Raw genomic sequence first — 19,370 nt, 5'->3', positions numbered from 1 at the left:
ACGGCCGGGAGGATCACCCGGGCGTAACCGAAGCAGGCTCAGCCACCCGAAGGCGAGCCGCAGGGGAAACGTGTCCGAAATCGCTCTTGAAGCGCGCAATCTGTACAAGGTGTTCGGGAAGAATCCGAGCAGTGCCGTCCGTCGACTCAAGGCCGGTGAGAGCAGATCCGCCGTCGGCGACGCAGGAACCGCCGCCGTCATCGACGCCAGTTTCACCGTGAACCGCGGCGAGATCTTCGTGATCATGGGGCTCTCCGGTTCCGGCAAGTCCACCATCATCCGCATGCTCAACGGCCTGCACGATGTGACCGACGGATCCGTCATCGTGAACGGCGACCCGATCACGGGCATCCCGTCGTCACGGCTCCGCGAGATCCGCCGCGACCGCGTCTCGATGGTGTTCCAGCACTTCGCCCTGCTGCCGCACCGCACGGTCGCCGCGAACGTCGCCTATCCGCTCGAGCTCAAGGGCGTCGGCAAGGACGAGCGACTGAAGAAGGCCGAGGAGATCCTCACCCTGGTGGGTCTCGAAGGCCAGGCCGACAAGCTCCCGTCCGAGCTCTCGGGCGGCATGCAGCAGCGCGTCGGCATCGCCCGTGCGCTCGCCGCCGACTCCGACATCCTGCTCATGGACGAGGCGTTCAGCGCCCTCGACCCGCTGATCCGTCGCGAGATGCAGGAGCAGCTCCTCGAACTGCAGGAGAAGCTGCAGAAGACGATCGTCTTCATCACCCACGACCTCAATGAGGCCATGTTCCTCGGCGACCGCATCGCTGTCATGCGCGACGGTCGCATCGTGCAGATCGGCACGCCCGAGGACATCCTCACGGACCCCGCCAACGACTACGTCGAGCAGTTCGTGCAGGACGTCGACCGCGCTCGCGTGCTCACCGCCGCGAACGTCATGGAGCGCCCGCGCCCGGTCGTCGCCGAGACCGCCGGCCCCCGCACGGCGCTTCGCCAGATGCGCGACGCGTTCATGTCGGCCACCTACGTGACCGGTCGCGACCGCAAGCTGCTGGGAATCGTCACCGACCGCGATGCCGTCAAACTCGTGCGCCAGGGGGTGTCGACCCTCGACTCCATCATCAAGCCGGCGCCGCAGAGCGTCAGCAAGGACGAGGTGCTGATGAACCTGTTCATCCCCTCCGTCGAATCGCCGCTGCCTCTGGCCGTGGTGGATGCCGAGGGGCGCCTCGTCGGCGTGATCCCACGCATCACCCTGCTCGCAGCCCTGGGCCCTGGCCCCGGTGCCACGGGCGAGCTCACCCTGCCGCTTCTTCCGATGCCGCAGGCCGAGATCGACGCCGTGCTCGATGACGGATGGACGGCCGAGCCGCTGCCGGTCGCGACGACGACGGAGGAGGTGCGCTGATGGATGGTTTCCGCATTCCTCTCGGCAGCTGGGTCGCAACGGGAGTCGACTGGATCAAGACGAACCTCGACGGTCTGCTCGACGTCATCTCGTTCGTGGTCAGCTTCCTGGTCGACGGCCTCACCCGCGCCCTGCTGAGCCCGCATTTCGTGGTCATCATCCTGATCGCGGCGTTCATCGCGTGGCTCGTGCGCTCGTGGCAGCTGGCGATCGGGACGATCGTCTCGTTCGGTCTGATCGTGGCCATGGGCCTCTGGGTCCCCGCGATGCAGACGCTCGCCCTCGTGCTCGTCGCCGCGGTGATCGCCGTGCTGATCGCGGTGCCGCTGGGCATCTGGTCGGCCCGCAACGCCACCGTGCGCGCGGTGCTCAAGCCCGTGCTCGACTTTATGCAGACGATGCCGGCGTTCGTCTACCTGATCCCGGCGATCGTGTTCTTCAGCATCGGCGTCGTGCCCGGTCTCGTCGCCACCGTCATCTTCGCGCTGCCTCCGGGTGTGCGACTGACCGAGCTCGGCATCCGCGGAGTCGACTCCGAGACCGTCGAGGCCGGTCAGGCGTTCGGCGCCAAGCCGGGTCAGATCCTGCGCGGCATCCAGCTCCCGCTCGCGATGCCGACGATCCTCGCCGGCGTCAACCAGGTCATCATGCTCGCGCTGTCGATGGCGGTCATCGCCGGTATGGCGGGCGCCGACGGCCTCGGGAAGATCGTCGTCGAGGCGATCTCGACCATCAACATCGCCAAGGGCGTCGAGGCCGGTCTGGGCGTCGTGCTCATCGCCGTCTTCCTCGACCGCGTCACCGCGGCCCTCGGCGACCTGGGCAGCAACCGCTCGTCGCTGCTCGGGATGCTGGCGCGTCGCCGCACGCAGAAGCGTCTCGATGCCGCATCCGCCGAGGCGGAGACGTCGGCGACGGCATCCGCTCCCGCATCGGCCGAGGCAGCCGACGCGGAGGATGCCGACGCCGAGGCCGAGCGACTGAAGGCCTCCCCGCGCCGCGCCCCTGTCGGCGGCGGCGTGCACTGACTCATCCCTTCCGCACAAGAGAACGCGCAGTACACAGCAACACAGCACCTATATATACGGAACGAGAGACATACACATGAAGAAGAAGATCCTGACCATCGCGGCGATCGGCGCCGCAGCGACACTGACCCTCGCCGGCTGCAGCGGTGACGGCATGGGCGGAACCGGCGGAGACACCGGCGGCAGCGAGTCCGGTTCGGGCGACAAGGGCACGATCACCCTCGGGTTCCTGCCCTCGTGGACCGACGGACTCAGCACCGCATACCTGCTGCAGGACCAGCTGGAGAAGATCGGCTACACGGTCGAGATGAAGACGCTGACCGAGGCGGGTCCGCTGTACACCGGCCTGGCGCAGGGCGATGTCGACATGTACCCGTCGGCCTGGCCCGAGCTGACCCACGCCGAGTACATGGAGACGTACGGCGACGACATCGAGGACCTCGGCGCGTACTACGACAACGCGAAGCTGACCCTCGCGGTTCCGGAGTACTCCGACCTGAACTCGATCGAGGACCTCGCGGGCAAGGGCGCAGAGCTCGACGGCAAGATCTACGGCATCGAGCCGGGTGCCGGCCTCACCGCGCAGACCCAGAAGATGATGCCGGAGTACGGTCTCGACGGCGAGTACGAGCTCGTCACCTCGTCGACCGCGGCGATGCTCACCGAGCTGAAGTCGGCGACCGACAAGCAGGAGGACATCGTCGTGACGCTGTGGCGTCCGTTCTGGGCCAACGACGCCTTCCCCGTGAAGGACCTCGAAGACCCCAAGGGTGCGATGGGCGAGTCCGAGGCCCTGCACTTCCTCGGCACGAAGGGCTTCGCGGAGGAGTTCCCCGAGGCCGCCGAGCTGATCGAGCAGATCAAGCTCGACGACGAGCAGTACGGTTCGCTCGAGGACATGGTCGTGAACGAGTACGGCGAGGGCAAGGAAGCGGATGCCATCGACGCGTGGCTCGAGGAGAACGGCGACCAGTTCGACTGGGTCGTCAGCTGACCTGACTCACGGGAACGAGTCCGTCCGCACGCGGGTGGACTCCCCTCCGATGGGCGGAGGATCTGTCACGGATCCTCCGCCCATCGCTGTGTCTGGGCGGGTGTATTGATGTACCGAAACAGCGGCCATGCACCCCCGTCACGATGTCGCGAGCCCCACGTCTTGTGAGTGCCGTCGAAAGATCGACGACACCCCAGACATGCTTCGCCGGGGCTGATTGCCATGCGCATCGGTCCGTTGCTCGGATCCCGGAACTCCTGCGAGATGTCCCTGTGATTCGAGGACCTCATGACAGCACCCGCACCGGCATCCGCACGCGTACCCCGAGGGCGCCGTCGCCTCCGAACGATCCTCGGAGTCGCGCTCATGGGCGCGATCCTGCTCGCCGGCGGGCTGCCGATGACGCAGCAGCCGGCAGAGGCCATCGAGGAAGCGCTGAGCACGACGCGCACCGCGACGAGCGCGACCATGAACTACCGCGGCGGAGTCACGGCCACACTGACGGTGAACCCGGCGACCACGAAGTCGGGCTCGGCCGGCGTGCAGTTCCTGGCGACCACGCCGCACAACGGATACGGCGCGACCAACGCGATGTTCGCGCCCGGCCTGGACGTCGCGACCACGCCGACGGTAGGACTCGAGGCGGGCGCCGGCATGTGCGACGGCCTGGACTTCTCCGGCTACTGCGCGAACAAGAACGGCACCCTCACGGTGGCATTCAGCCGCGCGGTCACGGATCCGATCATCGACATCTCCGGTCTCGGCGGCTACGCCCAGTGCGTGGAGGAGCGCAATACAGCCGACACGTTCTGCGAGATCATCACCGGCAACGGATTCACGATGAAGACGGATGCCGATGGTGACCGCACAGCCGCGGGCTGGATCGCCATGCAGATGGACATCGTGACACCCGGAGTGACCTTCGCTCCGATCGCCGGCGCGCAGAACCTCAGCGTCACCCCCACCACGCTCACCGCTGCGACGAAGACGAGCAGCTCGCGGTGCAACACCATGCTCCCCACTGCGGCCGAGCTGGCTGGGCGGACGATGACCAGCACCGCGCTCGCCGGCTGCGGCTCCGTCGTGCTGAAGGGCACCTTCCAGACGGTCACCATGAATCTCGGCACGCACATCCAGCGGGCGCCGGCGGCGGATGGCTGGGCGAACGGGTACAACACCTACGACCCGGGCAAGAGCCTCGGCGACCTGATCCGACTCTCGATCCGGCTGCACGAGGACATGGGCGACGCGCCGAGCAGCTACGACGCCGCTCAGGCCGCGGTGCACGTCCAGGGTCCGCTGCGCCTCGGTGCGGGCATCACGTCGGATGCCGACGCGACGGCCAAGCCGACGCTCTCGCCGAACGCCGGTGCAGGAGCCTCGCTCGACACGGATGACGCGATCGCCGACGGCATCCGGGCTCCGCGCGCGATCCGCGGCACCGCGTACTCGTTGCCGATCCCGCTGTCGGGCACCACGTCGCCCGGCACGGTCGCCGGATGGATCGACTTCAACAAGAACGGCATCTTCGATGCGACCGAGCGGGTGCAGGCCGCCTTCCTCGCCGGTGCGACCTCGGTGAACCTCTCGTGGACGGTGCCGGGCACGGCCGTCGTGGGTGACACGTACCTGCGTCTGCGCACGTCGTTCACCGCTGCGGAAGTGGCTGACCCGCGAGGCATCTCGCAGTCCGGTGAGGTCGAGGACTACATCCTCACCCTCGCCGCGGCGGCACCCGCGATCGAGGTCGTCAAGCTCGTGAACGGCGATGACGCGAACACCGCGCCGGGAGTCGCCGTCGACGCCGGATCGGCGATGAGGTTCGAGTTCCGGGTCACGAACACGGGCAATGTCGTGCTGACCGCCGTGCAGCTCGCGGATGACGTCATCGCGGCCGCCTCGATCCTTCCCGTCGGCGCGTGGGACGGCACGCTCGATCCGGGAGAGTCGGTCGTGTTCACCGCGACCTACCCCGCCCCGACCACGGGCGGCGTGCTGCACAAGAACACGGCGACCGCCTCAGGGCAGCCGGCGTCGGGCGGGGCTCGGGTCACGGACACCGATCCGGCCCACGCGACCACGCGTGAGGTGCTGGCCTCGCTCATCGTCGAGAAGCTCGGCGAAGACGTCAACGGCGACTGGGTGCGGATGGACGGGTCGGGCTTCCGGCTGCTCGCCGACGCCGCGGGGGTTCCCGGTGCGCCGGTGACTCCCGGGCTGATCGCCGGGGCCGAGGTCGGGCTGTTCACCGCCGCTGGCCTGCGCCCTGGCACGTACTGGCTCGAAGAGACGACGGCTCCGGAAGGGTTCTCACTCCTCGCCGAGCCGGTGAAGATCATCGTGTCGGCGGCCGGTGTGCTGTCGATCGCCGACGGGCAGTCGAGTCCGCAGGTCACCCTCGCCGGCAGCACGGTGTCGGTGCGGGACGTGCCGGTGTTCGAGCTGCCGGCCGCGGGCGGAACGGGGACGCACGGCTTCACGCTCACCGGAGGTCTGCTGATCGCGCTCGCGATCGCGGGCGTGGTCGCGCTGGAGATCCGTCGCGCACGGCGTGGGCGTCGCGAGGAAGTGCTCGACGCCGTCAGCTGACCCGGGTCGAGTCGTCTGCGATCGGGAGGAGATCTGCACTCGGGAGGGGGGTCCCCGGTGGATCCTCCTCCCGATCGCCGTTCTCCTCCCGATCGCTGGTCGTCTCCCGACACGGCGACTCCCGACACGGCGCCACCCGGCACGCGCAACCCCCTCTTCGACCTGTCGCACCCGGGGTTAGCCTGTGGCCGTGGACGGGTTCGCGGCGGTCGACTTCGGGTTCGCCCGCGAGGTCCTGCAGCGGGGCGTCGCGGCGCTCTATCTCGTCGCGTTCATCTCGACCCTGAACCAGTTCCGACCGCTGCTCGGCGAGCACGGGCTGCTGCCGGCGCCGGCGCTGCTCGACTGGATCGGGCAGAAGGAGTCACGGCGGCGGATGCGGCATCCGACCCTCTTCCTCCGCGTCCGGTACTCCGACCGCAGGCTCGGACTGCTGTGCGGGGCAGGGATCGTCGTGTCCGCGGCGCTGGTCGTCGGCATCCCGCAGTGGGGTCCGCCGTGGGTGCCGATGCTGTGCTTCCTCGCGCTGTGGCTCGGATACATGTCGGTGGTCAGCATCGGTCAGACCTTCTACTCGTTCGGCTGGGAGATGCTGCTGCTCGAGGCGGGGTTCCTGGCCGCCTTCCTCGGTTCGAACGATCAGCCTCCGCCGACCGTCGTGATCGTGCTGTTCTGGTGGCTGCTGTTCCGTGTCGAGTTCGGTGCCGGCATGATCAAGATCCGCGGCGGGCGGGAGTGGCGTGATCTGACGGCGCTGATGTACCACCACGAGACGCAGCCCATGCCGGGGCCGCTCAGCAGACAGGCCCATCTGCTGCCACGGTGGTTCCATCGCGCCGAGGTCGTCGGCAACCACGTCGCGCAGCTCGTCGTGCCCTTCTTCGTGTTCGCTCCGCTGCTGTCGGTCTGGATTCCCGGGCCCGTGCCCCAGATCGTCGGGGCGGTGGCCGCGGCGATCATGATCGCGACGCAGGTGTGGCTCGTCGCGACAGGCAACTTCGCCTGGCTGAACTGGGTGACGATCGTGATCGCCTTCTCGGCGATCGGACTGCCGGGGGTGGGCGCGGCGCCGCGCGACGATGCGATGGACGACACGCTGTGGCCCGGCATCCCGCTGTACTGGTTCGTGCTCACGGCGGCCGTGAGCGTGCTCGTCGTGGCGCTGAGCGGGCCCGCCCTGCGCAACCTTTTCGCGCGGCGGCAGCTGATGAACGCGAGCTTCAACCGGTGGCAGATCGGCAACGCCTACGGAGCGTTCGGCACGGTCACGAAGCAGCGGGTCGAGATCGTCGTCGAGGGATCGGTCGACGACGACGGTCTGCTGTGGCGCGAGTACGAGTTCAAGGGAAAGCCGGGCGACGTGCGACGCATCCCGGGGCAGTTCGCGCCGTACCACCTGCGCCTCGACTGGCTGATGTGGTTCCTGCCGCTCGGCCGTTCGCTCGACGACTGGTTCACGGTCTTCCTGCTGCGACTGCTCGAGGCCGATGCTCCGACGCTCGCTCTGCTGCGGTCCGACCCGTTCGACGGTGAGCCGCCGCGGTGGGTGCGCGCCGTGTCATACCGCTACCGCTTCGCGACGCGGGCCGAACGGCGCGGCGGCGCCGGGGTGTGGGTGCGCACGCGCCAGTCCGTCGTGCTCGGTCCCCTCGGGCTGCGGTAGGCCGCGGCGCACAGCATCCGGCATCCGCATCCGCATCCGGCATCCGGCATCCGCTGCCCGGCATCCGGCATCCGGCATCCGCAGCGAAGGGGATCACGTGTAACGAAGGACAGATGCGGTGATCCCCTCCGTCGGAGCGCGAGATCTCCTTCGCACGCTAGGAGCGATCCACGCGGGCTATGTTGGATTCTGTTGGATTCGAGCATGCCCATCGGAGGACTGATGCCCGCCGCCGCGCGTCACGATGCGATCCTCCGCGAGCTCGAGATGCGCGGCTCGCTGTCGAGCGCCGCGCTCGCCGTGCGGCTGGGGGTGACGACCATGACCGTGTGGCGTGATCTCGTCGCACTCGAGGATCGTGGGCTGCTGGTGCGCGTCCATGGTGGCGCGCTCTCTCTCGCCGTGGCGCAGCAGCAGTCCCGCGACAGTGAGCGCGGCGATTCGCGACCGAGACCCGTCGCGACGATCGGGATGATCGTGCCGACGACGCAGTACTACTTCCCCGAGGTGATCAGGGGAGCGAGTCAGGCCGCGCATGAGTCGAACTGCCGCCTGGTCGTCGGCGCGACGAACTACTCCGAGGAGGAGGAGTTCCGCCAGGCCGAGCGTCTGATCGCGAGCGGAGTGGATGCCCTGATGATCACCCCGCAGGACACCCTCACCCCCGACTCGCGACTGCAGCGGATGCTGGCTGAGACCGACCTTCCCGTGGTGATGGTCGAGCGTTCCGTCGAGGATCCTCTCGCCGGACGACTCGAGTGGGTCCGTACGGATCATGCCCACGGCGCGGAGGTCGCGGTGCGCCACCTCGTGCAGCAGGGGCACCTCCGGATCGCGCTCGCCGCCCGGCCGTCTGCGACGGTCGCCGGGCTGGACGCGGGGTTCCGGCGGGCGATGGGATCGCTCGATCAGCACTCCACACGCGCCCTCCGCCGCGATCTGTCGCACCCGCAGCTCGGCGACAATGCCAACATCGCCGAGCTCGGCGATCTGCTCGACGACTGTCTGTCCGAGGGGGTCTCCGCAGCGATCCTCCTCGGCGATGCCGACGCGATGGCCTTTCTCGATCTGGTGATCGAGAAGGGCCTGCGGGTGCCCGAGGATTTCGCCGTGGTCGCCTACGACGATGAGGTCGCGGCCTTCGCGACGGTTCCGCTCACGGCGGTCGCGCCACCGAAGCACGAGCTCGGCCACGCCGCGGTGAGGTTGTGCGTGGATCGGCTCAAGCAGCCCGCGGGGGCCGCGCATACACCGGTGCGGATGGCGCTGCTGCCCGCCCTGGTCGTCAGGGAATCGACCGTGCGCCCCGTCTGATTGTTAGGTTCTGTTAGAAACCGCCCACTTCGGTTGGTGAATCGTTCGGCGTGGCGAATGATCGAACTCGCACGGTCAACGATTCAAAGGAGAACCCGCGATGTCCCTGCATCGAACTTCCCTCTCTGTGGTGGCTCTCGCCGCCATCTCCGCTCTCGTCGCAGGATGCGCGGCCGGAGGCCCCGCCGCAGAACCCGTGGCCACCGAGACCCCGACGGGCGAAGTCACGTTCTGGTCTTTTCTCAGCGGCATGTCCGACGTGGCCGCCGCGTTCAACGCGAGCCAGGACGACATCACCGTCAACTTCGAGGAGATCCCGAACGGGGCGAACGGCGGCTACACCAAGCTCTCCGCCGCCATCGAATCGGGCAGCGGTCCCGACGTCGTGGGCATCGAGTACGACCGGCTGCCCGGTTTCGTCGCGGCTGAACAGCTCGCGCCGGTCGACGGCCTCGTCTCGGGCGACGTGCTCGGCGAGTACGACGAGCAGGTGCGCAACCTCGTCTCGTTCGGCGACGCCGCCTACGCACTTCCCTACGACGCACCGCCCATGGTGATCTGGTACCGCCAGGACGTGCTCGATGCCGCCGGCGTCGACGTGCCGACCACGTGGGACGAGTTCGAGGACGCGGCACGCGCGGTGAAGGCCGTGAACCCCGACGCCTACCTCACGAGCTTCTTCACCAACGAGCCTCAGCTGGCGCCGATGTCGTGGCAGGCGGGCGCCGAGTGGTTCTCCGTCGAGAACGACAGCTGGAAGGTCGCCATCGACGACGACGAGTCGCAGGAGGTCGCCGACTACTGGCAGCGCCTGATCGATGAGGGACTGGTGAAGAAGCAGCTCGGCTTCAGCGATGAGTGGACAGCCGATCTGAACAGCGGCGTGGTCAACGCGTGGGTGGGCGGATCGTGGAGCGCCTCGGCACTGAAGACACGCACCGAAGCGTCCGGTCAGGAGGGCAAGTGGATCGCCGCGGCCCCTCCCTCGTGGGACGGCGAGCCCAGCGGTGCGCTGAGCGGCGGAACGAGCTTCGCGATCCCCGAGAACTCCGACAACGCAGCGGCTGCGGCCGTGTTCCTCGAGTGGCTCGTCACCTCGCCGGATGCGATCGAGGCGCGTGGTGCCGTGGGCACCGCCTACCTCGCCTACCCCGGACTCAACGATGTCGCGGCATCCGTCGCACCGACGGACTACTACGGCAACGACATCTACGAGGTCTTCGATGAGGCATCGGCGAACCTCGGCGAGTGGGCGTGGGGGCCGAAGTACGACCTCACCGCCACGGCGCTGAAGGACTCGGTCACGGCGTCGCCGACGCTGTCTGACGCGCTCACCTCGACGCAGAAGTCCACGGTCGACGGGCTCGAGAAGCTCGGCCTCGACATCACGGAATAGCCGGTGCATCGTCGGACGGGCGTCCACGCACGCCCGCCCGACGGTACGGATCGAAGGACACAGACCATGACGACTCAGGCATCCGCCACGAGGCGCACCGCACGGCGCACCGCGCGGAAGACGATACCCGGAACGGGCGGGCGCACCGCATCCGTCTTCCTGATCCCCTTCTTCGTCCTCTTCGCGCTGACGATGATCGCCCCGGTGATCTATGCGATCGGCATGAGCCTCTTCGCCGAGAAGCGCAGCGGACTCGGCTTCGGAGGCGCGACGGTCGAGTTCGTCGGGCTCGGCAACTACGTCGAGGTGCTGAGCGACTCGACGTTCACGGACGGTTTCGGTCGGCTCGCGATCTACTGCCTGCTGTACGTGCCGACGTTGCTGGCTGTCGCTCTCGTACTGGCGCTGCTGCTCGACTCGGCAGTCGCCTACGCCAAACGGGCGTTCCAGCTGCTGCTCTTCCTGCCGCACGCCGTTCCCGGTGTGATCGCCGCACTCATCTGGGCGTACCTCTACACGCCCGGCATCAGCCCGATCGTCAAGGCGCTCGAGTCCGGCGGCATCGGCATCGACTTCCTGTCGGTGCAGCTCGTGCTTCCGTCGATGGTCAACATCGCCGTGTGGGAGTGGGCGGGCTACAACGTCATCATCCTGTTCACCGCGCTTCAGGCGGTGCCCCGTGAGATCCTCGAGGCGGCCAAGGTCGACGGTGCCGGGGAGATCCGCACCGCGCTCTCGATCAAGACGCCTCTGGTCTGGCCCGCGCTCGGGGTCGCGCTGCTCTTCACGGTGATCGGCTCGCTGCAGCTGTTCACCGAGCCGAAGATCCTCTCGTCCGCCACGACCGCGGTCACCAGCACCTGGGTGCCGAACATGTGGGCCTACGACGCGGCGTTCAACCGCAACAACCTGCCGCAGGCGGCTGCCGCCTCGATCATCCTCGCCCTGCTCGCCGGTCTGCTGTCGTGGGTCGTCACCCGATTCACCTCGAAGGAGCCGACGCGATGACCGCCGTGATCGATCGACCGACATCGCACTCTCCTCGCTCGACGAGTCCGACAGGCACACGCCCGCGGCATAGCGGACGTCGCACCGCCGCGAAGGTCGGCGTCAACGGACTGCTGGTGCTCGGCTCCGCCTACATGGTGCTGCCGCTGCTCTGGCTGGTGTTCGCGGCGACGAAGGATGCGGGGGAGCTCTATTCGGGCAACGCCTTCGCCTTCGGCAGCGATCTCGTCGTGAACCTGCAGCGACTGCTCGCCCAGGATGACGGCATCTTCGTGCGGTGGCTGGGAAACAGCATCCTGTACGCGGGGATCGGAGCCGTCGTCGGCGGGTTCGTCTCACTGATGGCCGGGTACGCGTTCGACAAGTTCGAGTTCCGCGGCAAGCGCGGGCTGTACGCGTCGGTGCTCGTGGGCGTTCTCATCCCGAACACCGCCACGGTGATCCCGCTGTATCTGCTTGCCGCATCGATCGGCCTGACCAACACGATCTGGGCTGTGCTGATCCCGACACTGTGCAACCCCTTCAGCGTCTACCTCGCCCGCGTGTTCTCCTCGGGCTATCTGCCCGCCGAGACGCTCGAGGCGGCGAGGGTCGACGGGGCGGGGCCCATCCGCAGCTTCCTCCAGGTCGGGATGCCGATGCTGGTGCCGGGCTTCGTCACGATCGCGCTGTTCCAGTTCGTGGCCATCTGGAACAACTTTATGCTCCCCCTGATCATGCTGCAGAACCGCGATCTCTTCCCGTCGAGCGTGGGCATCGCGCTGTGGCAGAGCCAGGTGCAGCAGAACCCCGAGTTCTCGACGCTCGTCATCGCCGGCTCCTTCGTGTCCGTGCTCCCCCTGATCATCGCGTTCGTGATGCTGCAGCGGTTCTGGCGATCCGGCCTCTCGGCTGGGAGCGTCAAGTGAGCGCTCGGCGCCCCGTGATCGCCTTCGCGATGACGGCGTCGGTGCGCGAGCGGGTGTTCCCCGAGAGGGTCATGCGCGACTACGAGACCATCGCCGATGTCGCCGGTGTCCTCACCGAGTTCACCTCCCACCCGGCCCGCGCCGTGCTGGCGCAGGCCGAAGTCCTGGTGACCGGGTGGGGAGCGCCGCGCATCGACGCCTCGGTGCTCGACCAGGCCCCTCGCCTCGAGGCCGTGCTGCACGCGGCGGGCACGGTCAAGCCGTATCTCGATCCCGTCGTTCTCGAGCGCGGTGTGCGCGTGAGCTCCGCCGCCGCGGCGAACGCGGTGCCGGTGGCCGAGTACGCCGTCGCGATGATCGTGCTCGCGGGCAAGCAGGTGCTGCCGATCGCTCGCCGTTATGGCCGGGTGCAGGACGAGTTCGACATCGAGGCCGCATTCCCCGGACTGGGTAACTTCGGTCAGCGCGTCGGCATCATCGGCGCGTCGAAGATCGGTCGGATGGTCATCGACATGCTGCGTGCATATTCGTTCGAGGTCGTCGTCTACGACCCGTATCTGACGGAGGACGACGCCGCGGCCCTGGGCGTCACGTCGGTGTCGCTCGACGAGCTGCTGCGTACCAGCCGAGTGGTCTCGGTGCACGCGCCGTCGCTGCCGTCGACGCTCGATCTGGTGGATGCCGCGGGCATCGCCTCCATGCCGCGCGGGGCGACCCTGGTGAATACGGCTCGCGGAGAGATCGTCGACCAGCAGGCTCTGACGAGACGCGTGCTCGCCGGCGAGCTGTTCGCGATCCTCGATGTCACGGTGCCGTGGATCCTCGAATCCGACCACCCGCTGTACTCGTCCGACCATGCACTGCTCACGCCGCACATCGCCGGGTCGTACGGAGTGGAGCTCGAGCGCCTGTCGCGGGCGATGCTCGACGAGCTCGGACGGATCACTCGCGATGAACCGCTCGCGTACGAGGTCGAACCCGAACTGCTGGCCATCACCGCCTGACCGCGCGCGCTCCCTCCCCGACATTCGACGACGAACGCAAGGAGTCCCCATGTCCGAACCCCTGAAGCTGACCCGCCGCACAGTCCTGCTCGCCGGGGCCGGAGGGCTGCTCGCCGCGGCCGCAGGCGTCGGCTCCGCGCAGTCTGCGCAGGCCTCCCCGACCCTCTTCCCGGCGGGGCGCGCAGGCACCACGATCACCGAGATCGGGCCGGGCATCATGCAGTACTCCCTGATGAGCGGAGTGCTGCTCGACGGCATCTGCTACATCGGATCCCGCAACCTCGAGCCGACGGGGATCCTGGCCTTCGACGTCGCCTCCGCCGCTGTGACTCACTCGACGACGCTCGCGACCGGGCACAGTATTCAGGCGCTGACGGTGGATCCGGCGCGAAAGCTGCTCTATGCCGGCATCCTGCAGAAAGCCCCTAGCGCGAACAACCTCTATCGCTGGGATCTGACCGATCTCGCCGCTCCCGCTGTGGCGATCGGCCGTATCGGCGACCGCGACGTGCGCGACCTCGCCGTCGCGCCGGACGGCACCCTGTTCGCAGTCGGCGGCGGTGGCACAGGTGCTCCGGCGCTGTGGCGGTACGACCCGTCGACGGGATCGATCACGAACCTCGGCGTGCCCGACGCCAAGGCAACGCTCGCGCGCGCCGTCGCGGCGACCGATCAGACGGTGTTCTTCGGGGCCGGAAGCACGCTCGGGGGAGGTTCCGGAACGAGCAGGGCAGCGCTCTACGCCTTCGACCGCAGGGCGGCGACCTTCACGGACATCACGCCGACGGAGATGATGAACGACCCCAGCATCCGCGAGCTCACGATCGCCGGGGACCGGCTGCTGGCATCGACGGCGGGCTCGGTGGAGCCCACGAAGATCGCGGAGATCTCCCTCGCCGATCACACCTCGTACCGCGCGGTGACGGCGATCGGGACGACGGCGAAGAACTTCGCCGTTGCGGGCGGCGACGTCTACTGCGCGAACGACGCGGGGGTGCTGCGGTGGACGCCGGGCGAGGATGCGGTGCATCAGCTTCCGGTGCCCGTCGACCTGGGCGAGATCTGGGGACTCGACGTGCACGACGATGGGCTCGTCGTCGTCTCGGGCTACGGTTTCGTCGCCGCTCTCGAGCTCGACGGCGCTGTGCGCGCCGAGTACGGCCTGGGCGAGGCGGGCGCCCCGGTGAGCGCGCAGACCTGCATGGGAATCGCCGTCGGTGCCGGGTTCGCCTACGTGGGAGGCAACGGGGGCATCGCGCGGCACGATCTGCGCCGAGGCGGCGCGGTGAATCTGCGCGCGCCGGGAGAGGCGAAGGATGCTGAGGTCATCGGCGGCGTGCTCTACACGGGGCAGTACAACGCCCAGGGGATCTGGGCCTACGACCCGCGGACCGGGGAGTCGATCCACCGTGTCGCGGCGTTCCCGTCAGCCCAGAATCGCCCCCTCGACACCCACTGGGACGACCGTAATCGGCTGCTCCTCGTCGCCGCCCAGGCGGATACCGAGGGCGGTGGCTCGCTATGGACGTTCGACCCCCGGACGGGCGCGAGCACGCATGCGATCAATCCGATCGACGACATGCAGCTGGTGCGCGCGGTCGTCGCGGTCGACGGTGTCGCGTACCTCGGCGGCGACAACGCGCAGAAGACGGGGCCACGCGGGACGATCGTCGCGTGGGACCCGCTGGCGCACCGTGAGCTCTGGCGGATTGAGACGGGCGCGCCTCACGGCATCGCCGCGCTCGCCGCTCACGGGCGGTACCTTTTCGCGCTCTCGATCAAGGGTGCGCTGGTGGTGATCGATCGCCCGCGGCGGGCGATCGTCCACACCGGAGACCTCGCGGCCCTCGTGCCCGGATTCGCGGCGATGAAGGCGGCCCGCGGCGTGGTCTACGGCGTCTCGGACACGAACCTGTTCCGCATCGACCCTCGCACCTTCGAGGTGACGACGGTCGTGCCGGGCATCAATGGCGGCTGGTACAGCGGACCGCATCTCAACGTCGATGAGGACGGCGCGGTGTTCACCCTCCGCGGACGCACGCTGGTCAAGGTCGATGATCGGCCGCGGCGCTGAGCCCCGGCATCCTCCGTCCGGCCTTCCGTCTCTCCTTCCCTTCGGCGTTCCGGAGGAGATCTGCGATCGGGAGGGCACATTGCCGAGACTCACCCTCCGAATCGCAGATCTCCTCCCGCATGAGGCCGACGCCGAGCGCGGCGAAACGCCCCGGCCGGGTGCGGGGCCCGGACGGAGCGTTCCGTCTCACTGCAGACGTTCAACTGACCTTCTTGCGGTACGAGATGATCGCGAACACGTAGGCGACGACCAGGATGCCGACGCACCAGGCGAGAGCGACCCAGATGTCGGTGCCGACCGGCTGCTCGGCGAACAGCGCCTGGATGGTGTCGACGATCGAGGTGACCGGCTGGTTCTCGGCGAACCACTGCACCGGACCCGGCATCGTGTCGGTCGGCACGAAGGCCGAGCTGATGAACGGCAGGAAGATCAGCGGATACGAGAACGCGCTCGCCCCGTCGACCGTCTTGGCGTTGAGCCCCGCGATGATCGCGAGCCACGTGAGCGCCAGGGTGAACAGCATCAGGATGCCGATGACGGCGAGCCAGGCCCAGACGCTCGCCCCGGTGCGGAATCCCATCACGAACCCGACCGCGAAGATGATCGCGAGCGTGATGGCGTTCGCGGTGAGTGATGTGAGCACGTGCGCCCACAGCACGCTCGATCGGGCGATCGGCATGGAGTGGAAGCGCTCGAAGATGCCGCTCTGCATGTCGGTGAAGAGCCGGAACGCCGTGTAGGCGATGCCGGACGCGATCGCGATCAGCAGGATGCCCGGAAGCAGATAGTTCACGTAGTTGTCGACCCCGGTGCTCGTCTGCAGAGCCCCGCCGAAGACGTAGACGAACAGCAGCATCAGGGCGATCGGGGTGACCGCCGTCGTGATGATCGTGTCGGGGCTGCGGAAGATGTGCCGCATCGAGCGGCCGGTGAGTGTCGCCGTATCGGCGGCGAAGTGCGTGCTCATGCTGCGTTCTCCTTTCCGGTGGTCGAACCCGACTTCGGTCCGATGAGAGTGAGGAAGATCTCCTCGAGGGTGGGCTGCTTCTCGACGTACTCGACCTTCGCCGCGGGCAGCAGCCGCTTGAGGTCGGCGAGGGTGCCGTTGGCGATGATCCGACCCTCGTGCAGGATCGCGATGCGGTCGGCCAGCTGCTCGGCCTCATCGAGGTACTGCGTGGTGAGCAGCACGGTAGTGCCGGTGTTCGCGAGCTTCTTCACCACGTCCCACACCTCGATGCGGGCCTCGGGGTCGAGACCGGTGGTCGGCTCGTCGAGGTAGATCACCTCGGGATTCCCGACGAGGCTCATCGCGATGTCGAGTCGGCGGCGCATACCGCCGGAGTAGGTGCCGACCTTGCGGCCCCCGGCATCCGTCAGCCGGAACGTCGCGAGCAGTTCGTCGGCCACCGTTCCGGGGTCGGGCAGGTGGCGCAGCTGGGCGACGAGCACGAGGTTCTCGCGTCCGGTGAGGATCTCGTCCACTGCGGCGAACTGACCGGTGAGGCTGATGCGCTGACGGACGCCGAGGGGGTCGGCGGCCACGTCGATCCCCTGCACGGTGGCTGCGCCGGCATCCGACTTCAGCAGCGTCGAGAGGATGCGGACCATCGTCGTCTTGCCGGCGCCGTTCGAGCCGAGGAGGGCGAAGATCGTCCCCTTCTCGACCTCGAAGTCGACGCCCCGCAGCACGTGGAGGTCCTTGTAGGACTTCTCGATGCCGCGAACGGCGATCGCTGGTGCGTTCATGATCGTGACTCCTTCTTCTTCGCGTCGTCGACCGCCGTGACGAGGCGGGCGCGCTCCTTGTCGATCCAGTGGGTTCCGCCGTACGCCTCGGCGTAGGTCTCGGCGAACGAGACGGGGTCGTCGCCGACGATGTCGTCGATCGGGGTGCCGTCGATGGCGGCGCGCTCCCACAGATCGGCGAGGTCGAGGAAGATCTGCACGAGGATGTCGCCGTCGGTGATGCCCCCGTAGTACATCGTGTAGCGGTGCTGGGCGTTGGCGACCGTGCGATACGGCTCGGGGAGGGCGTCGATGCGCTTCTTCGCATCGCGGTACTGCTTCTTCTGCTCGAGCGATCCGGTGAGCGCTTCGATCCACTTGGCGGCCATGTCAGTTCTCCTTGTTGTTCGTGTTCGTGCTGTTCGTGCTGTTCGTGTTCAGCTGTTCGATGTGCTCGGAGAGGAAGCTCCACGTCTTCCAGAACTCCTCGAGCTCCTGCGTGCCTGCGGCGTTCAGGGAGTACACCTTGCGGGGCGGTCCCTTCTCGCTCGGCACCTTCTCGACGTCGACGAGCTTCTTCTGCTCGACGCGCACCAGCAGTGCGTAGATCGTGCCCTCGGCGATGTCGGTGAATCCGTGGTCGCGCACGCGGCTGGTGATCTCGTAGCCGTAAGCCGGCTGCTCGGCGAGGAGTGCCAGGACGATGCCCTCGAGTGTGCCCTTGAGCATCTCGGTCATCTGCTTGCCCATGAGAGCCTCCTTTCGTTGGTTCGGTACTCAGTGTTGCTGGGTACCGGTACAAAGTAACACTGAGTACCGGTACTTAGCAACACCGAATACTGAACTTTCTCGGAAGCCGTCCGGTGGCCGCGTTGACGGTCGCGCTTCGTGCTGCGCGGGCTGCTGCCGCCCGGGTGGCTCAGCGATCCGCGGGCGGGCTGAGCGCGAGCGCGGCTCAGTCGCGAGCGCGCCGCCAGGGCAGCAGCCGGTCGAGGAACCGCCGCGGCGCCTCGGATACCACCGTGGGCGGAGCGACGGCGAACTGCACGATCTCCTCGGCCCCGTGGTGCACCACCCGATACAGCGCGGTGCCGATGAGCACTCCGAGCGCGATCGACATGATCGACAGCAGCGCCGCCATGAAGTCGGCGAGGCCGCTGTCGGTGGCGACGGCCTCGGTGAGTCCGACGAGTCCCGCAGCGCCCGGGACGAGCAGCCAGAACGCGGGAAGGAACGTGATCTGCGCCGGGACGCCGCGGCGCAGCGAGGCGATCCAGAACACCACGAGTGCCATCGCCACGGCCCCGACGAATCCGCCCAGGGTCGCGCCGAGCAGCGCGGTGCCGACCCACTGTCCGATGTACGCCACGACGAGCGCCAGCAGCACCCACCCGAATGTCGAGGTGGGGGCCGAGAAGTGCAGATAGTTGCCGAGCGCGAACACCAGGATGCCGATCAGCGCGACCCACCACGGTAGGAAGGATGCCGCTTCGAGCGGCTCGTAGGAGCGCGATTCGACACCCACGACGGTGCCTGCCGCCAGGATGCCGAATGCCAGCAGGGCGAGCTGCACGAAGCCGTAGATCAGACGCGAGGCGCCCGAGATCATCTGCCCCGCCGCGAGCTCGACGGTCGCGGTCGTCAGCACGCCTCCGGGCAGGAAGGTGACCAGCGGGGCGATGAGCAGCCGGATCGGATCGCCGATCTCGATGACCTCGGCGAGCAGGAACACCGCGGCGGCGCACACGAACGCCGCGGCGATCGGCATCACGAGCTGCAGGGTGGGCGAGCGCACGAGCTTGAGCAGCCCGATGCCCGCACCCAGTACGAAGGCGACGATCGCGCCCTGCCAGGTGGGGGCGAGCAGCAGCGCCAAGCCGGTCGTCAGCACGGCATGCCCGAACGTGCGGGTGACCCAGCCCAGCCGTGGACGCATCGCCCCGATCTCGTTCAGGCGACGGATGCCGTCGAGCGGCGACACCGAGGCGGTGCGCGCCTGCGCGATCAACTCGTACAGTGCCGCGATCTGGTCGAAGCGGAACGAGGCGTTGGTCGCCGACCGGATCGCGACTCGCGACTCCTCGTCGTCGCCGGTCTCCACCAGGATGATGGTCGGCAGCACGACGAAGTCGGTGTCGTCGCCGCCATAGGCCTCGACGACCTCTGTCATCGTGTCGCGGATGCGGTCGACCGACTCGGCCGAGGCGTTCATGCCCTGCGCCACTCCCAGAAGGAACTGGCGCAGGGCCGAGCGGTCGAGCACGTCCGGCATGTCAGCGCGCGCTCACG

The 19,370-nt window shown here is 68.1% G+C and carries 16 protein-coding genes; 11 read left to right on the top strand and 5 right to left on the bottom strand.

Features of this window, described 5'->3' with window-relative positions; all coding sequences use genetic code 11:
- Positions 1–70: 70 nt before the first annotated feature.
- The 11 genes from ACZZZF_RS10665 to ACZZZF_RS10615 all read left to right on the top strand — a co-directional run bounded on the left by ACZZZF_RS10665 (position 71) and on the right by ACZZZF_RS10615 (position 15,353).
- Positions 71–1,375 (top strand): quaternary amine ABC transporter ATP-binding protein, encoded by a 1,305-nt coding sequence (locus ACZZZF_RS10665; RefSeq protein ID WP_053098367.1) that lies wholly within the window; start codon positions 71–73, stop codon positions 1,373–1,375.
- Positions 1,375–2,403: an ABC transporter permease gene (locus ACZZZF_RS10660; RefSeq protein WP_463498286.1), complete on the top strand. Its 1,029-nt coding sequence runs from the start codon at positions 1,375–1,377 to the stop codon at positions 2,401–2,403. The genes ACZZZF_RS10665 and ACZZZF_RS10660 overlap by 1 nt, the downstream gene beginning before the upstream one ends.
- A gap of 76 nt (positions 2,404–2,479) precedes the next feature.
- Positions 2,480–3,397, top strand: coding sequence for a glycine betaine ABC transporter substrate-binding protein (locus ACZZZF_RS10655; protein WP_053098368.1), 918 nt, complete (start codon positions 2,480–2,482; stop codon positions 3,395–3,397).
- 288 nt (positions 3,398–3,685) lie between these two features.
- Positions 3,686–5,986: a GEVED domain-containing protein gene (locus tag ACZZZF_RS10650; RefSeq protein ID WP_463498284.1), complete on the top strand. Its 2,301-nt coding sequence runs from the start codon at positions 3,686–3,688 to the stop codon at positions 5,984–5,986.
- 190 nt (positions 5,987–6,176) lie between these two features.
- On the top strand, positions 6,177–7,649 hold the full coding sequence (locus ACZZZF_RS10645) for a lipase maturation factor family protein (RefSeq protein ID WP_463498283.1): 1,473 nt from the start codon (positions 6,177–6,179) through the stop codon (positions 7,647–7,649).
- Between the two features lie 204 nt (positions 7,650–7,853).
- Positions 7,854–8,963, top strand: a complete 1,110-nt coding sequence (locus tag ACZZZF_RS10640; RefSeq protein ID WP_463498281.1) for a LacI family DNA-binding transcriptional regulator — start codon at positions 7,854–7,856, stop codon at positions 8,961–8,963.
- 100 nt (positions 8,964–9,063) lie between these two features.
- Positions 9,064–10,359, top strand: a complete 1,296-nt coding sequence (locus tag ACZZZF_RS10635) for an ABC transporter substrate-binding protein (RefSeq protein WP_463498280.1) — start codon at positions 9,064–9,066, stop codon at positions 10,357–10,359.
- Between the two features lie 66 nt (positions 10,360–10,425).
- Positions 10,426–11,367, top strand: coding sequence for a carbohydrate ABC transporter permease (locus ACZZZF_RS10630; protein WP_463498278.1), 942 nt, complete (start codon positions 10,426–10,428; stop codon positions 11,365–11,367).
- Positions 11,364–12,275 carry a carbohydrate ABC transporter permease gene (locus ACZZZF_RS10625; RefSeq protein ID WP_187249078.1) on the top strand — a complete coding sequence of 304 codons (912 nt, stop codon included), beginning with the start codon at positions 11,364–11,366 and terminating at the stop codon, positions 12,273–12,275. Before ACZZZF_RS10630 ends, ACZZZF_RS10625 begins: the two co-directional genes overlap by 4 nt.
- Positions 12,272–13,279, top strand: coding sequence for a hydroxyacid dehydrogenase (locus tag ACZZZF_RS10620; RefSeq protein WP_463498277.1), 1,008 nt, complete (start codon positions 12,272–12,274; stop codon positions 13,277–13,279). Before ACZZZF_RS10625 ends, ACZZZF_RS10620 begins: the two co-directional genes overlap by 4 nt.
- Positions 13,280–13,328: 49 nt before the next feature.
- Complete coding sequence (locus ACZZZF_RS10615; RefSeq protein WP_463498275.1) at positions 13,329–15,353, top strand: outer membrane protein assembly factor BamB family protein; 2,025 nt, start codon at positions 13,329–13,331, stop codon at positions 15,351–15,353.
- A gap of 199 nt (positions 15,354–15,552) precedes the next feature.
- On the opposite strand, the gene ACZZZF_RS10610 is transcribed toward ACZZZF_RS10615, so the two are convergent.
- The 5 genes from ACZZZF_RS10610 to ACZZZF_RS10590 all read right to left on the bottom strand — a co-directional run bounded on the left by ACZZZF_RS10610 (position 15,553) and on the right by ACZZZF_RS10590 (position 19,353).
- Positions 15,553–16,320, bottom strand: a complete 768-nt coding sequence (locus ACZZZF_RS10610; RefSeq protein WP_053098370.1) for an ABC transporter permease — start codon at positions 16,318–16,320, stop codon at positions 15,553–15,555.
- Positions 16,317–17,102 carry an ABC transporter ATP-binding protein gene (locus tag ACZZZF_RS10605; RefSeq protein WP_056275960.1) on the bottom strand — a complete coding sequence of 262 codons (786 nt, stop codon included), beginning with the start codon at positions 17,100–17,102 and terminating at the stop codon, positions 16,317–16,319. Before ACZZZF_RS10605 ends, ACZZZF_RS10610 begins: the two co-directional genes overlap by 4 nt.
- Positions 17,099–17,470 carry a DUF1048 domain-containing protein gene (locus ACZZZF_RS10600; RefSeq protein ID WP_053098372.1) on the bottom strand — a complete coding sequence of 124 codons (372 nt, stop codon included), beginning with the start codon at positions 17,468–17,470 and terminating at the stop codon, positions 17,099–17,101. The genes ACZZZF_RS10605 and ACZZZF_RS10600 overlap by 4 nt, the downstream gene beginning before the upstream one ends.
- Position 17,471: 1 nt before the next feature.
- Complete coding sequence (locus ACZZZF_RS10595; RefSeq protein WP_053098373.1) at positions 17,472–17,831, bottom strand: PadR family transcriptional regulator; 360 nt, start codon at positions 17,829–17,831, stop codon at positions 17,472–17,474.
- Between the two features lie 205 nt (positions 17,832–18,036).
- A complete protein-coding gene (locus tag ACZZZF_RS10590) occupies positions 18,037–19,353 on the bottom strand; it encodes a threonine/serine exporter family protein (protein ID WP_072590469.1) in 1,317 nt (438 codons plus the stop codon).
- Between the last annotated feature and the right edge of the window lie 17 nt (positions 19,354–19,370).

Source organism: Microbacterium sp. AC215, assembly GCF_979258645.1.
The sequence above is the reverse complement of the archived record's forward strand: the minus strand, read 5'-3'. Positions and strand labels throughout refer to the sequence as shown.